We start from the raw sequence: 15,411 nt of genomic DNA, 5'->3' as shown, positions 1-15,411 counted from the left end.
CCATTATAATAATTACTAAATGATATACAATATGCAATGATGTTCAATACGTTCTTTAATGAACACTTTTGATATAAATGTCTATTAAATACAAAGGAGATTCAACATATGGCGGAAGACAGACGTGTTAGAAAAACACAAAATGCTATTAAACATGCTTTTATACAATTATTAAATGAAAAAGATTTAGATAAAATAACGATTAGTGATATTACACACAAAGCTGATATTAATCGCGGCACTTTTTATCTCCATTACGAAGATAAATATATGTTATTAAATAAAATGGAGAATCATTACATTGAAGAATTGTCTAAAACATTAAACACGAAAGATAAATTTTATGTAGGTATGGATGCAGAAGCGTTTGCACGTATTTTTACTGAAGAAAAGTTAAAAAGAATTATCCTTCATATCAATACAAATTTTGAATTCTATAAAACCATATTTATGTTAGAAAGAAGAAGTCAGTTAGAAACAAAAATAAGCCAGGTAATGTATGAAAATATGAAAAAACATTTAGTCACAAAAGATACAGTTGATGGCATTCCATTAGACTATTTTCATAGTTATGTAGCAGGTGCATCTATTTCTTTCATTAAATATTGGGTGAAAGATAATCGGAAAATTGATCCACAAACTTTAGTAGATAGCCTATTTAAAATTGTTTTTTATGGCCCGTTACGGTTAATAGCAAAAGAACAATACAATATAAGTGAACAATAATAGATATAATCTTGCAGCGTGGATAAGAATAACATTTATCAAACAGTTTAATGTCCACTACTTCAAAATGAGTTGAATGCCTATATTTCATAATATCAAACAAAACGCAGCCGCTTAAAAATAAGAAATATATTCGATTCAACTCTTTTTTTACATATTTCTTTTTTGGTCATAGTATATTAGCACATGAATATTGAACCCTCTTCAAAAAATAGCTGTAATTTAATTCATTTTTATCTAACACCTACAATTATTTATACCTTTCACTTGCCCCCCTCTAAAATCCAACAAATTTATATCATTTTTTTATTTTTAACGATAGTCTCTTCCATAACATATTAGGTAATGCTAATATGTTATATATTAAGTTTTACTAATATGAGGTGTTCAAAATGAATAGTAATGATTTTACATTACAGGCACGTTTTTTACATGGACTTTCTAATAAAGTGAGATTAACTATTTTAGAATTATTAAAGGTATCCGAAATGACTGTTAATGAAATTGTTTCAAGCTCAAAAATGAGCCAATCTAGCATTTCTCAACACTTAGCTTGTTTAAAAGAATGTGGTTTAGTAACCGCTAGACAAGATGGTAAATATATTTATTACCAAATTAAAAATCCATATATTTTAGAATTATTGAGCCTGGTAGATCATATCGTAGAAGAAACAAAAGATGATATTATCACTTGCAAATACCATAATAACTTAAGAATGGATGATGCTAATGAATAAATCGTCTGATGTTTGTTGCACTAACACTTGTCAAAATACGAACAATGAAAAAGTGTCGGAAAATATAACAAACGAATCCGATACATTACAGAAATTTACTTTTCAAGTTAATGGTATCGATTGTAGTTCTTGTGCCACAACGATAGAAAAAGCACTCTTACCATTAGATGATGTTTATAATCCAAAAGTTAACTTCTCTACTGGCAAATTAACAGCAGAAGTGAGTACTACAGATACGACTAACCAAATTGTAAAAACAGTCGAAAAACTAGGTTATGGGATTCAAAACACTCAATCACAATCAACACAAACCACTTTTATTATCAAAGGCATGGACTGTGGGAACTGTGCTAAAACCGTTGAAAAGCATGTGTTGAACCTCCCGTATGTTAAAGATGCACAAGTTAACTTTTCTACAGGAAAACTACAAGCCAGTATGGATGGACAAAATGAAAAAAATATAATAAAAGAAGTAGCGAAAATTGGTTATACTGCAATTTTACAAAATAATAAAAAAGATAATGATCAGAAGTTAAGATTATTTATCAAACCCATCATTTCTGCCGCATTCATTTTACTTGGACTATTAATGTCAATAACATCACTACCAATTGAAATTTCTAATATTTTATATACAGTTGCCATATTGGTTAGCGGACTTAAACCATTTAAAAGTGCATTTTATTCACTAAAATCTAAAAGTTTGGATATGAACGTTTTAATGACTGTCGCAGTTATTGGTGCTATGCTGATAGGTGAATTTTTCGAAGGTGCTATTGTTATTTTCCTATTCACAATTGGTACTTTATTACAAACAATTTCGATAGATAAAACAAGAAACTCCATTCAATCACTCATGGAATTAACACCTAATACTGCCAACTTATATACCCAAAAAGGTATTATCTCTAAAGACTTACATGAGATTCACGTTGGCGATATTATTCTTGTGAAACCTGGAGAACGCATACCATTAGACGGCACCATTACTGAAGGAACGTCTAGCTTAAATCAATCACCTATTACCGGAGAATCTATACCTGTTGATAAAACGACGAATGATGATGTTTATGCTGGTTCTATTAATGAAAATGGTACATTAAAAATTAAAGTTGCTACATTAGTAGAAGATACAACACTTTCAAAAATCATTGAGATGGTAGAAGCAGCACAAGAAAATAAAGCACCTGCACAAGCGTTTATAGACAAGTTTTCAGAAATTTACACACCTGTTGCTTTTGTATTAGCACTATTAGTAATGCTCATACCACCTATGCTTACATTAGGCTCCTGGGGTGAATGGTTCTATAAAGGACTAGAGTTACTCGTCATCGCTTGTCCATGTGCGTTAGTCATTTCAACGCCTGTTGCTATAGTGACGGCAATCGGTAACGCGGCAAAAAATGGTGTACTTATTAAAGGTGGTAATTATTTAGAAGCATTAGGTTCTTTAAATGCAATAGCATTTGATAAAACAGGAACACTCACTGAAGGAAAACCTAAGGTAACAGCTGTTAAACATATGGAAAGTGATGTACAAACATTATTACAGCTTGCACTTAGCTTGGAAGCTTATTCAACACATCCTATCAGTAAAGCTATTGTTGACTACACCTCTAAATTAAATATTACACCAAAACATGTTAGTGATTTTGAAAATATGACTGGCAAAGGTATAAAAGGTAAAATAGATAATCAAACCGTTTACGCCGGAAATCAAAGCTTAATTGAGACTATCAATCCTAAAATCAAAACGCATGCATCAATGTTTAGTGATTATGAAAAACAAGGTTACACCATCATTATCATATCCTCTACGACGACCTTTTATGGTTTGATCACTATAGAAGATCCATTAAGAGAAAACATAAAAGCAACTATTCATCAGTTGCAAAAATACAACATTAAAAATACCGTTATGTTAACTGGTGATAATCAAGAGACCGCAAACAAAATTGCAGCTCTTGCAGGCATTCGCGAAACTTATGCAAAATTAATGCCTAAAGATAAATTATCAGCAATTGAAGATTTACAAAAACGTGGTTATCGAGTTGGTATGGTTGGCGATGGTATCAATGATGCACCTGCACTTGCTCAAAGTGATGTAGGAATTGCTATGGGAGGCGTTGGTTCTGATACCGCAATGCAAACAGCAAATATTGTTTTAATGTCAGATAACTTACAACAACTTCCAAAATCTATCTCAATTAGTAAAAAAGCTAAAACAATTATTAAGCAAAATATTTACTTTTCAGTAATTATCAAATTGATTGCTTTTATATTGGTATTTCCTGGGTTATTAACTTTATGGTTAGCTGTTCTAAGTGACACTGGAGCTGCTATCCTAGTTATTTTAAATTCATTGAGATTATTAAAATTTAAAAAAGATAAGCAAAAAGCGAGCACTTAAACTGTGCTCGCTTTTTATAATTTTTATATTAATACAAACTTTTTTCCTACTAAAATAAAATTTCATAATAAGATTAAAGAATAAATTTTGACTATTGAACACCTTCTCAACTATATTTAATATGTAAGCATTCGAAATCATATAACTAAGGGAATGTTTTATTATGAAAATTACTAAAATATTAAATAATAACGTTGTGCTATCTAAAATTAATGGGAATGAGCGCATCGTCATGGGAAACGGCTTAGCATTTGGTAAGAAAAACGGCCAACAATTAGAACGTGATAAAATTGAAAAAGTGTTTCGCTTAACAAGTCAAGATCAAGAACGCATGTTAACTTTATTAGATGAAATCAATCAAGATGTCCTTTTAGTCAGCGAACAAATCATTAAAGAAGCTAATAAACTTTATGATTCACCTATTTCAGAATCGATATATATCGCATTAACTGACCATATAAATTATGCCATCGAACGCACACATGAAGGTTTTGATATCAAAAATCCATTACTTTATGAAATACGCACGCTTTACCCCAAAGAATATGACGTAGCCCGTGATGGATTACACAAAATCAATCAATATTTCAATGTAACGTTGCCAAAAGATGAAATTGGATTTATTGCTATGCATATTGTGAATGCTAGTTTAGATGAAAATATTGCAAATATTTATGAAATTACTAAAATCACTAAAAGTATTGTTGATATTGTTCGTTATCATTTCAATCTCTCTATCAACGAAGATGAACTCAATTATTCTAGATTTATGACACACCTTAAGTTTTTTAGCCAAAGGCTAATTAATCAACAGTCTTTAAGTGAAGTTACAGATGAAAACTTACTTGATGTTTTAAAACAAAAGTATGCTAAATCCGATGTTTGTGTCGATAAAATAGCAGATTTTTTATTCAAACATTATAACCACAAAATATCTAAAGATGAACGTGTTTATTTAATCTTGCATATCGCAAGACTGTTAAAATAGTAAATGTAAGCGTTGACATTTATTTTTATAGAGACTATACTGTGTTTAAACTTATATATTGTTACTTTTGACGTTGCTATCAACGTTTGGGGTTGTAACTTTAAGTAGGCAAAACCCAGAGTAATGCATTACGAACCTTTTGTGTAGGGACGTATGTGTATTATTCTGGGTTTTTTTATTTTTTAGCTTATTACTTGTTTTCAAACTGCTTTAATTTCATTGAGTGGCCACTCAAAATAACATTCAAAAACATGATGTAGCTAGGAAACTAATTAAAAATTGAGGTGAATGAACCAATGAAATATGAAAATTTAGCACAAGAAATTGTTGGAAAAGTTGGTGGTGAAGAAAACATCAACTCGCTTACACATTGTATTACACGCTTACGCTTCAAACTAAAAGATGAGAGCAAAGCCGATACAGAATTTTTAAAAAATCATGATGAAATTGTAACAGTTATGCAATCTAGCGGACAATACCAGGTTGTGATTGGTAATCATGTTCCTGATGTTTACGATGCAATTACTAAAGTGACTCATCTTGATTCAGCTAGTGATGATCAATCACAAGAGAAAGGATCAGGTAACATATTAAATCGATTTATTGATTTAATCTCAGGTATCTTCCAACCGATTCTTGGTATTCTTGCAGCTGCTGGGATGATTAAAGGTTTTGCTGCATTATTCTTAGCACTTGGCTGGTTAACAGAATCATCTGGAACATATCAAATATTATTTGCATTAGGTGGCGCGTTATTCTATTTCTTCCCAGTATTTTTAGGTTTTACTGCTGCCAAAAAGTTTGGTTCCAATCATTTTATTGGCATGGCTATCGGTGCAGCAATTGTGTATCCAACCTTAGTTTCTGCAATGGAGTTTGGAGCAAAAGGCGCACATACACTTTTCGGTGGAACAATTTTTGAAGTCGAATCAAATTTATCTTTTTTAGGAATTCCAGTAATTTCTATGAATTATACATCTAGTGTTATTCCTATTATAGTAGCTATCTATTTTGCGAGTATTTTGGAAAGAAAATTAAAACGTATTATTCCTGATGTTGTCAAAACATTCTTTGTCCCATTTTTCACCTTGCTAATCATTGTTCCGATAACATTTATCGTAATCGGAACAATATCTTCATGGGTTGCTAATTGGATTGGTTCAGGAGCAATAAACATCTATGGCTTAAGTCCTATATTAGCCGGTTTGCTATTAGGTGCATTTTGGCAAGTCTTTGTCATATTTGGTATTCATTGGGGTCTGGTTGCAATTATGATCAATAATGTTTCTACGTCTGGTTACGATATCATTAACCCCTTAATATTCGCCGCTTCATTTGCTCAAACTGGAATCGTTATTGGGCTTTTCTTAAAAACTAAAAATACTAAACTAAAATCGATATCTTTACCAGCAGCTATATCTGGCATTTTTGGTGTAACAGAGCCTGCAATTTACGGTGTTACTTTACCAAGAAAAAAACTCTTTATTTATAGCTGTATCATTAGTGGATTATTTAGTGGGTTCATAGGTTTCGCAGGTACCAAAATGTATTTTATGGGAGGCCTTGGTATCTTTGGTTATACTACGTTTATTGGAGAAAGTGGATTGAACTTTGCATTCTGGGCAACTATTATCGCTTCATTGTTAGCCGTATTAGTGGGTAGTATCGTTGGGTATCTTGTGCACTCTGATAAAAATGAACAAGAAGTCCAAGCTACTGCACCAGAATCAGAACAACAAAAGGATGATGCCAAAAATAATGCATCAAGCGCTTCAGTTGATGAAGCTATTACTGAACCAAAAGATGATTTTATTGTATCTCCTGTCTCTGGTGAAATGAAAAACCTTGAACTTGTAGATGACCCTGTATTCTCATCTCTTGCAATGGGCAAAGGGATTGCTATTAAACCATCATCTGATACGATTATTGCACCATTTGAGGCAACAGTAGAAAGTTTATTCCCTACTGGTCATGCAATCGGCTTAAAATCCAAAAATGGTACAGAATTGCTTATCCATATCGGCATCGATACCGTGAAACTAGACGGCTTAGGTTTTAAGCCACTCGTAAGCCAAGGAGATACAGTTACAGTCAACCAGCCACTTATACAGTTTGACTCACAAAAAATACAAGAAAATGCATATGATGACACTGTAATGATAGTAGTAACAAACACAAACGCAACCAAAGACGTTGTGATAGAAGAACAACAAACAGTTAAAGAAAGAGATTCATTAATTTCTGTCATTTATTAAATATAAGGAGGCAATATCATGTCAGTATTAGGCAAAGATTTTTTATGGGGTGGCGCTATCGCCGCGAACCAAGTTGAAGGTGCGTACGATAAAAATGGTAAAGGGCTTAGTTTGGTAGACCTACTACCAGCAGGAGAAGCGCGTAAAGAACCACTATTCAACCCAGCTAAAGGACTGAATAACACTTTTGATTTTTATCCTAGTCATCAATCGATCGACTTTTATCACCATTATGAAGAAGATATCAAATTATTCGCCGAAATGGGTTTTAAAGCATTACGCTTTTCAATCTCTTGGCCAAGAATTTTTCCAAATGGTGATGAAACAGAACCAAACCAAAAAGGCTTGGCTTTTTATGATAAAATCTTCGAAACTTTAGAAAAATATGGTATTGAGCCCATTGTTACAATCAATCATTTTGATACACCATATTATTTAGCTAAAAATTATGGTGGATGGTATAACCGTAAAACCGTAGATTTCTTTTTAAATTACGCAACTGTCCTATTTAAGCGATATAGTAACCAAGTTAAGTATTGGATTACGCATAATGAAATTAACATGATTTTACACATTCCTTATATTGGTGGTGGCTTAATTATTCCAGATAATGAAAATAAAAACCAGGTTATGTACCAAGCCGCACATCATCAACTTATCGCATCAAGCTTAGCCACGAAAATCGCTAAAGAAATTGACGATACAAATCAAATAGGTTGTATGTTGGCTGCTGGTGATGTATATCCAAATACGTCTCATCCAAATGATGTGATGGCTGCACTTTCTAAAAATCGAGAACAATATATCTTTATAGATGTTCAAACTCGTGGTGAATACCCTAACTATAGTAAACGTATGTTTGAAGATTTAGATGTTTCCATCGATAAACAAACTGGTGATGATGAAATTTTAAAACAATACACAGTGGACTATATTTCATTTTCTTATTATTCAAGCCGACTTGAAAGCGGTGATGATGAAATCAACCAAAACAAAGAAGCTGGTAATGCTTTTGCTTCTCTTAAAAATCCATACTTAGAAGCATCAAATTGGGGCTGGCAAATTGATCCCGTAGGATTACGCGTGACAATGAATCAAATATATGACCGCTATCAAAAACCTTTATTCATCGTAGAAAATGGCTTAGGTGAAATTGATAGACTTGAAGATGATGGCAGTATTCATGATACTTATAGAATTAAATATTTAAGTGACCACTTAAATCAAATGATCGAAGCGGTAAAAGATGGCGTCCCACTCCTTGGATATACTTCATGGGGTTGTATAGATTTAGTTTCAGCAGGTAGTGGAGAAATGAAAAAACGTTATGGTTTTATTTATGTTGATAGAGACAATCAAGGAAATGGTTCATTAAATAGATACCGTAAAGATTCATTCTATTGGTATCAAAAGGTTATTCAAAGTAATGGCGAAAATTTATCATACTAATTCAAAAAAAGTGAGTGAGGTATTTAACATGGAAAATATTAAAGGTTTTAAAAAGAATTTTTTATGGGGTGGCGCAACCGCAGCTAACCAAATAGAAGGCGCATTTAACATTGATGGTAAAGGTTTGTCGAGTGCTGACTTTTCAGAATATGTTCCTAAAAGTCAACGCACAGGTGATAATCATATGGAAGTAACATCAGATTTCATTGATAAAGTTAAATCAGGTCAGTACCAAGGCCACTTCCCTAAACGTGTTGGTATAGATTTTTATCATAACTATAAAGAAGATATTAAGTTATTTGCTGAAATGGGATTTAAAGCATTTAGAATGTCTATCAATTGGTCACGTATTTTTCCAAAGGGATACGAAAATGAGCCAAACGAAGCGGGGCTTGCATTTTATGATGATGTGTTTAAAACATTAAAATCATATAATATTGAACCTGTTGTAACTTTAAGCCATTATGAGACACCTTTTGGTTTAACTGAAAAATATAATGGTTGGATTAATCGTAAGGTCGTTGATCATTTTGTTCACTATGCCGAAACGGTCTTCAATCGTTATAAAAATGATGTAAAATATTGGATAACATTTAACGAAATCAATGTGATTAATATCTCACCTTTTACAGGAGCCGGTATCATTTCAGATAAATTAGATCATCCTATTGCAGCTTCGTATCAAGCACTTCATCATCAGTTTGTAGCATCAGCGTTAGCTACTCAAAAATTAAAAGAGATTGACCCAAGTGCACAAATGGGTTGTATGATCGCAAGGATGAAACATTATCCATATACTTGTAATCCACAAGATGTATTAAAAGCACAACAAGAAGACCAAATGAATTTAATGTATACTGACGTACAGGTTAGAGGGGAATATCCTAATTTTTACAAACAATTTTTAACAGATAACGGCATTGAATTAGATATTCAAGATAATGATTTAGATATCATTAAACAACATACAGTTGACTATCTATCATTTAGCTATTATATGTCGATGTTGTCATCTGTGGCTCCAGAAGGACAAACAACTCAGGGCAACTTGATGAACAGTTTAAAAAACCCTTACTTAGAAGCTTCTGATTGGGGTTGGCAAATTGATCCAATCGACTTAAGAATTGTTTTAAATGAATTGTGGGATCGCTATAGAGTGCCATTATTTATAGTTGAAAACGGCTTAGGTGCAGTTGATGAAGTTGTTGATAGAAAAATTCACGATGACTATCGCATAGACTATCTAAGTAAACATATGGCTGAAGCAAAAAAAGCTGTCGAAGATGGTGTGGACTTAATAGGCTATCTCTCTTGGGCGCCTATCGATCTGATTTCAATGTCTACAAGCGAGATGTCAAAACGTTATGGCTACATTTATGTTGATCAAGATAACTATGGTAACGGAAGTATGAAACGTATGAAAAAAGATTCTTTTGAATGGTACAAAAATATTATCTCAACGAATGGAGCGTCATTATAGTTTCATAGAATACGCATTTCAATGCAATCAATATGAATACAGATAAAAATGCTGAGACTTCCTATCGTCTCAGCATTTTATCGTATATGATGCAATTACAAGTATTGTTTTGTTTGGCGATCAATATCTAATGCAGTTGTATATTTCGGCTTTTCTTTTCTAAATAGATATTCACCATTACGTATCGAAGCAAGACAGTCAACACGTCGACGTTGCGCTTCAAATACATTTGGTGCATCCAACACGATAAAGTTTGCTGGCTTGCCTTCTGATAAACCGTAAACTTCATCTAAATGCATTAATTTTGCACCGTTATAAGTAATTAAATCGAAATTACGTGGAAAATCTTCTTCTCGCATTAATTGTGTGGCATGCAAGCCATTGTCTAAAATATTCATTAAATTACCTGATCCCGATGGGTACCATAAATCAACAATTGAATCTTGACCAAAAGCCACATTAATAGCATTATCTACAAACTCTTTGACACGTGTTAATCCTCTTCTTTTAGGATAACTATCTTGTCTGCCTTGTAAATATAAATTTTCAGTTGGGCAAGAGACAAAGTTTAAACCTGATTGGCGAAATAGCCCCATCATTCGAAATGCATAAGCATCATCAGCTGAACCAAATGAACAAGTATGTGAAGCTGTCGTAGCATTTCCATAACCTTGTTTCATCACTTCTGCATTTAATATTTCTAAGAAACGCGCTTGTACGTCATCTGTTTCATCACAGTGTACATCAATTAATTTATCATATTGGATAGCGAGTCTAACGATTTCTTTAATTGATTTCGCTCCTGCTTCTGGACTCCATTCATTGTGTGGAATACCACCGACACAATCTGCACCTAATTTTAAGGCTTCTTCAATTAAATCACGGCCTGTTTTACCTTGCTCTTCAAAAGCATACATACCATTTTGAGGAAATGCCACAACCTGAATCGTAATATTATCTTTCAATTCATCCCTTACTTCAAGCGCTGCTTTGATACCTGTTAAATCAGGATCTGTACAATCCGTTTGAGCACGAATATATTGTGTTCCGTAGCTCGCTACGTCGTTGACTGCTTGACGCATACGCGATTTCATTTCTTCTTTTGTAGTGCCTTTTTTATAATCATTCCATAAATCAATAGCCTCAAACAATGTTCCAGATGTGTTTTTAATTTGAGGATTTTGTCCTGTAAAATAATAATCTAGATGAAGATGAGCATCAACATATGGTGGCAAAACTAAAGCACCTTCTAAATCAATCACTTCATCCGCTTCATCAAGATTCTTGCCAAATGCTTTAAACTTACCGTTTTCAACTAAAATTTCTGAAGCTTCATCATACTTATAAATTGATGCATTAATGAATTTTTTACGCATTCATAAAACCTCCTATACCCTTCTACCATAAGTCTTAATACGTTTTTAAGCAATTATTACCCAGTGAATATGGTTGAAATGAACACCAATTTATTAGATTTAGCGGACTTTATGACAAAAAATCTGCTGACACATGCCACAATTAAGTCGTGGTATCAGCAGATAAATTGAATGATTTGTTTATAATTCATAGATTATATTGGGAAATTTTATGCGCATCTTTACTGAACAAATTTTTGAAAAATGCAGTAAATTTATTGTCGTCTTTTTTAACTGTGGCATCTACTTGAGGCGCATGTGTACCTTTAATAAATTGACGCTTATAGGCTACATATACTTTGCCTTCTTTATTCACATTAAACTTTAACTGATCCATTTTTTTAGGAACTACATCATATAAATCTTGCTTAACTTGGTACTTTTTTCCGTTAATTTCGTGTTCTCCTTCACTTAACACTTTTCGATATTCATATTTGTTAAATTGTTTATTCATAATGGCATTAGCAATTTTATGGCGTGCATTTTTAGCTTTCATACTTGGAAATGGTTTCACATTGAGTATCGCTTCATTGAGACGTAAACCATTACGTTTACTTGTTAACGCTAAACTATAACCTTCATCGCTTGTTCCTGTTTTCAATCCATCTGCACCTTTTAATTCAAATCGTTGTCCCTTTAAAGAAATATTTTTTGTTTTTAATTCTGTTCCAAATTGTTTATCTGTTGTTTTAGAACTATATTTTAAAATCTTAGGATGCTCTTTTAATATATTTTGCATTAGAATGGTCATATCATCTGCAGTAGTTTGTGTTTTGCGCTCTTTTTGATATTGCTTTGGAGCATATTGCTGTAAAAGATGATTATCTGCACCTGTAGGATTCACAAAATGCGTATGGTCCATACCGAGTTTTTTCGCTTTATGGTTCATTTCATCTGTGAATTTTGATGTTGAACCACTCACCTTCTCACCCAAAATAAGTGTAGCTGCATTGCTTGATTCTAAAGTGATTTGTCTAAGAAATTGATTAATAGAGTAAGACTTTCCTCTCTCTAAAGGTACACTAGCTAAATCAGGTAATACAGACATATTTGCATAATCTGAAGTGATTTTTATTTTGTCTGTACCTTTTATATCACCGTTTTCTATCGCATCTAATGTCAAATACATCGTCATCATTTTAGTCAAAGAAGCTGGATCAGTTACTTTTCCCGCTTTATCTTGATATAAAATTTGACCTGTTTGAGCTGTCACGCTAACACTTTCTGGTTTGTATTTAACACTTTGCTTAGGACTCGCTGATTTTTCTGTTTCAGCAGTTATTGTAGCTATTGGTGCAATAGCAGTTAACGTAAGCAACCAACTTAGCATCACCACACCTAATTTCTTAAACAATGATGACCATTCCTCTCTAAAAATTTATATTAAATAATCAAGCACACTTCAAGTTTAATCTTATTTTTTTGGATATAGGTTTAAGTACTCTTCTAATGTTTCATTACTTTTATATAATTTTTTAGCTGTATCTTTCCCAACATATCTGATATGCCACGGTTCATATTGGTAACCTGTAATATGCGTTTTATTCTTCGGATATCTGATGATAAAACCGTACTTGTAAGCATTATCTTTGAGCCACTGCCCTTCCTTAGTCTTACCAAAAGAAGTTTTAAAGTTGGTATCTGTGTTCTCAGAAACGATATCGTATGTCAGTCCAGTTTGATGTTCTGAATGGCCTGGCTTCGCACTGTATTTATTGGCTGCTTCTTCTCCATCTCTTTGAACATATTGATCAAATAACTGTTCTTGGCTTTGATAACTTCTGAAACCACTGGCATTTGATAATTGAAATCCTCGATTATTACCATCATTTAAAAGTTTCTGTAATGCATCACGCGCTTCTTTATTTTCTCCAGGATCAAAATGTTCTGGTAACGAAATATCTTTGTTCACAATTAAAATATCATCAATATACGTTACACCATGCTTCACTTCTTTATGATGCTTATTTTCACTATTGTTACTTTGCTGTTTTTCATGATTTTTACTGTCTTTATGCTCAGATTCATTGTCTTGAGCAGAACATCCAACTAAGACTAAACACAACATGATAATCAATAATTTAAATTTATTCATTGTTACTCCTTTTTAAAAAGTATAATCAAAACAAATATTGACGAACAATGAAATAGTTTTAAAAACAATTGCAATTAACATTAATATAACACGCTGTATATAAGAGACAAGTATTTTATTGAATTTATTAATATTTCAAAACACAACTATCAACCTTCAAAATGAAAAACAACATTATAAAAACAGTTACCCTGCTGTGGTTAAGCAATGACAACTGTTTTATCGTACATTCTGTATTTTATAAAATATGCAAGCAGATACGCACTGATTACTAAATATGTTAGAGAGCCACGGGTAAAAATTATATTATTTAGTATGCCCGATGTCTTGAAATAACTTTTTATAATTTTCTACGGCTTTATCATGACTAAGCTCTGATCTCGTCTGTACGCAATTAAATGGTTCATCTATTATTTTAGCCATACAATCAGCAAATGCTTTAATATTATCCGGCTCAACGAGATATCCATTCGTACCATGATTTATAATCTCTGACGGACCATACCTAACATCATAAGCAATGACTGGACAACCGACTTCGATACTCTCCATTACTGTTAAGCCAAATCCTTCAAATTTACTTGTTAAAAGTGAAGCTTTTGATTGTTGAAATTCTTTCAAAGGATTATTCGTAAAATCATTGATGTCTACTTTATCTTGAATACCAAATTGATCAATTAAATCCAACAACACCTTTTTCTGTCCATCTTCATCCATACCAAAAATGGATAATTTCGTATCATACCCATAATCTAAAAATTGTTTATACGCTTTAATTAAATGGTCTACTTTTTTTTGAAGACCTAATCTACCTATAAAAATAAATCGGTCTAATTTATTTTCGTTTGCATGTGATTTATATGTTTTAATCGAATGTGGGATTACTGATAATTGTCTTTCATCTAATGTAACTTGGCTAATAATATCTTCTTTTTGCTTTTCAGTTAATATTAAATATTTTTCTACTTTTTCAGAATGATTTAACGCAAATTTATATGAACCTTTCATTTGTTGTCCATTCAAATGACTATTATGAAAAACCAAAATATTTTTAGTTGCATGTGTTTGATTTAATAATGGTTCATCTAAAAGTCTGGCATCATTAAATACCACATCACCATCACTGAAGCGATGGTCAAAATAATATTTAAATAAGGCTTTTTCACTACTGAAGGATAAATAAGGTCTATCATTTTTATAAAGTTGGATATAATCTAAACTTTCTTGTTCTGTATTAAAAAACTTTTTACAATATATAACGCCTTGTGTATCAAAGTAGAGCTCACATAATTTTGAAAAAGGGTTATGTGTGTAAAAAATCTTTCTATGCAATTGACCAATTTTATTGTATTCCCAACGTTCTAATCGTTTTTTACTAATAGATGACATAAAATCTTCAAATTGAACTATATTACTATTGTTATAATATTTTCTGTACAATACGTAATCACCATTTTTATAATATCTCATGACATTGCCACCATTAAAACTTTTACTTTCCAATCCTTTGAGTTCACGGTTCATCGTTTGATATTTAGGTTGTTTTTTAAATTTAGTCTTCGGTATTTCTAATAGTTTGAAGCCACTTAACCAATCGTATATATTTTCAAATTCTGTATGCTCTGTCACTTTTTCCTCGTTTATAAACTTTTCATAAACAGATGGGTAATTGGCATTATAATTCGTTGTTACAATTTTACTTTTGATCCCTAATTCACTATCTATTAATTTTATTCGACTTAGCAATGCCTTAGTTCTACCTCCATGTACTGGTGGTAATGTGCTTGTTATTGTATATATCATGATTTCCCCTCATTTTCATACCTATAGTGTAGTATTTATATCGTTTGCCTTAA

At 32.2% G+C, this 15,411-nt stretch carries 11 protein-coding genes; 7 read left to right on the top strand and 4 right to left on the bottom strand.

The features are described from left to right. Positions 1-108: 108 nt before the first annotated feature. The 7 genes from KA873_RS00565 (at position 109) to KA873_RS00535 (ending at position 10,045) form a co-directional block, all read left to right on the top strand. On the top strand, positions 109-726 hold the full coding sequence (locus tag KA873_RS00565) for a TetR/AcrR family transcriptional regulator (RefSeq protein ID WP_210140122.1): 618 nt from the start codon (positions 109-111) through the stop codon (positions 724-726). 392 nt (positions 727-1,118) lie between these two features. Next, the gene (locus tag KA873_RS00560; RefSeq protein WP_040030586.1) at positions 1,119-1,463 is read left to right on the top strand and encodes an ArsR/SmtB family transcription factor; all 345 of its coding nucleotides are present in this window, start codon (positions 1,119-1,121) and stop codon (positions 1,461-1,463) included. Beyond that, on the top strand, positions 1,456-3,873 hold the full coding sequence (locus KA873_RS00555) for a heavy metal translocating P-type ATPase (protein ID WP_210140121.1): 2,418 nt from the start codon (positions 1,456-1,458) through the stop codon (positions 3,871-3,873). Before KA873_RS00560 ends, KA873_RS00555 begins: the two co-directional genes overlap by 8 nt. Before the next feature lie 163 nt (positions 3,874-4,036). Next, on the top strand, positions 4,037-4,861 hold the full coding sequence (licT, locus tag KA873_RS00550; RefSeq protein ID WP_210140120.1) for a BglG family transcription antiterminator LicT: 825 nt from the start codon (positions 4,037-4,039) through the stop codon (positions 4,859-4,861). 296 nt (positions 4,862-5,157) lie between these two features. Next, positions 5,158-7,116 (top strand): beta-glucoside-specific PTS transporter subunit IIABC, encoded by a 1,959-nt coding sequence (locus KA873_RS00545; protein WP_210140119.1) that lies wholly within the window; start codon positions 5,158-5,160, stop codon positions 7,114-7,116. An 18-nt stretch (positions 7,117-7,134) separates the two neighbouring features. Then, entirely contained in the window at positions 7,135-8,565 is a 1,431-nt protein-coding gene (locus KA873_RS00540) for a 6-phospho-beta-glucosidase (RefSeq protein WP_107523404.1), read from the top strand. Positions 8,566-8,593: 28 nt separating this feature from the next. Next, on the top strand, positions 8,594-10,045 hold the full coding sequence (locus KA873_RS00535; RefSeq protein ID WP_210140118.1) for a glycoside hydrolase family 1 protein: 1,452 nt from the start codon (positions 8,594-8,596) through the stop codon (positions 10,043-10,045). 95 nt (positions 10,046-10,140) lie between these two features. On the opposite strand, the gene KA873_RS00530 is transcribed toward KA873_RS00535, so the two are convergent. The 4 genes from KA873_RS00530 to KA873_RS00515 form a co-directional block, all read right to left on the bottom strand. After that, complete coding sequence (locus KA873_RS00530) at positions 10,141-11,421, bottom strand: amidohydrolase family protein (protein ID WP_210140117.1); 1,281 nt, start codon at positions 11,419-11,421, stop codon at positions 10,141-10,143. A gap of 187 nt (positions 11,422-11,608) precedes the next feature. Next, the gene (pbp4, locus tag KA873_RS00525; RefSeq protein ID WP_210140116.1) at positions 11,609-12,814 is read right to left on the bottom strand and encodes a penicillin-binding protein PBP4; all 1,206 of its coding nucleotides are present in this window, start codon (positions 12,812-12,814) and stop codon (positions 11,609-11,611) included. Positions 12,815-12,874: 60 nt separating this feature from the next. Continuing rightward, the gene (locus KA873_RS00520; protein ID WP_107383500.1) at positions 12,875-13,555 is read right to left on the bottom strand and encodes a M15 family metallopeptidase; all 681 of its coding nucleotides are present in this window, start codon (positions 13,553-13,555) and stop codon (positions 12,875-12,877) included. Positions 13,556-13,861: 306 nt separating this feature from the next. Continuing rightward, positions 13,862-15,358 carry a glycosyltransferase gene (locus tag KA873_RS00515; RefSeq protein ID WP_210140115.1) on the bottom strand — a complete coding sequence of 499 codons (1,497 nt, stop codon included), beginning with the start codon at positions 15,356-15,358 and terminating at the stop codon, positions 13,862-13,864. Positions 15,359-15,411 lie beyond the last annotated feature (53 nt).

Source organism: Staphylococcus sp. GDY8P45P (assembly GCF_017892745.1).
In the GTDB taxonomy this organism is placed as follows: Bacteria; Bacillota; Bacilli; order Staphylococcales; family Staphylococcaceae; genus Staphylococcus; species Staphylococcus cohnii.
The sequence above is the reverse complement of the archived record's forward strand: the minus strand, read 5'-3'. Positions and strand labels throughout refer to the sequence as shown.

What these genes read in the sequence shown, in the direction of transcription:
- KA873_RS00535 (WP_210140118.1), top strand. Translation starts at nt 8,594, where the DNA reads ATGGAAAATATTAAAGGTTTTAAAAAGAATTTTTTATGGGGTGGCGCA.
- KA873_RS00540 (WP_107523404.1), top strand. Translation starts at nt 7,135, where the DNA reads ATGTCAGTATTAGGCAAAGATTTTTTATGGGGTGGCGCTATCGCCGCG.
- KA873_RS00545 (WP_210140119.1), top strand. Translation starts at nt 5,158, where the DNA reads ATGAAATATGAAAATTTAGCACAAGAAATTGTTGGAAAAGTTGGTGGT.
- KA873_RS00520 (WP_107383500.1), bottom strand. Translation starts at nt 13,555, where the DNA reads ATGAATAAATTTAAATTATTGATTATCATGTTGTGTTTAGTCTTAGTT.
- KA873_RS00530 (WP_210140117.1), bottom strand. Translation starts at nt 11,421, where the DNA reads ATGCGTAAAAAATTCATTAATGCATCAATTTATAAGTATGATGAAGCT.
- KA873_RS00565 (WP_210140122.1), top strand. Translation starts at nt 109, where the DNA reads ATGGCGGAAGACAGACGTGTTAGAAAAACACAAAATGCTATTAAACAT.
- licT (WP_210140120.1), top strand. Translation starts at nt 4,037, where the DNA reads ATGAAAATTACTAAAATATTAAATAATAACGTTGTGCTATCTAAAATT.
- KA873_RS00515 (WP_210140115.1), bottom strand. Translation starts at nt 15,358, where the DNA reads ATGATATATACAATAACAAGCACATTACCACCAGTACATGGAGGTAGA.
- KA873_RS00560 (WP_040030586.1), top strand. Translation starts at nt 1,119, where the DNA reads ATGAATAGTAATGATTTTACATTACAGGCACGTTTTTTACATGGACTT.
- KA873_RS00555 (WP_210140121.1), top strand. Translation starts at nt 1,456, where the DNA reads ATGAATAAATCGTCTGATGTTTGTTGCACTAACACTTGTCAAAATACG.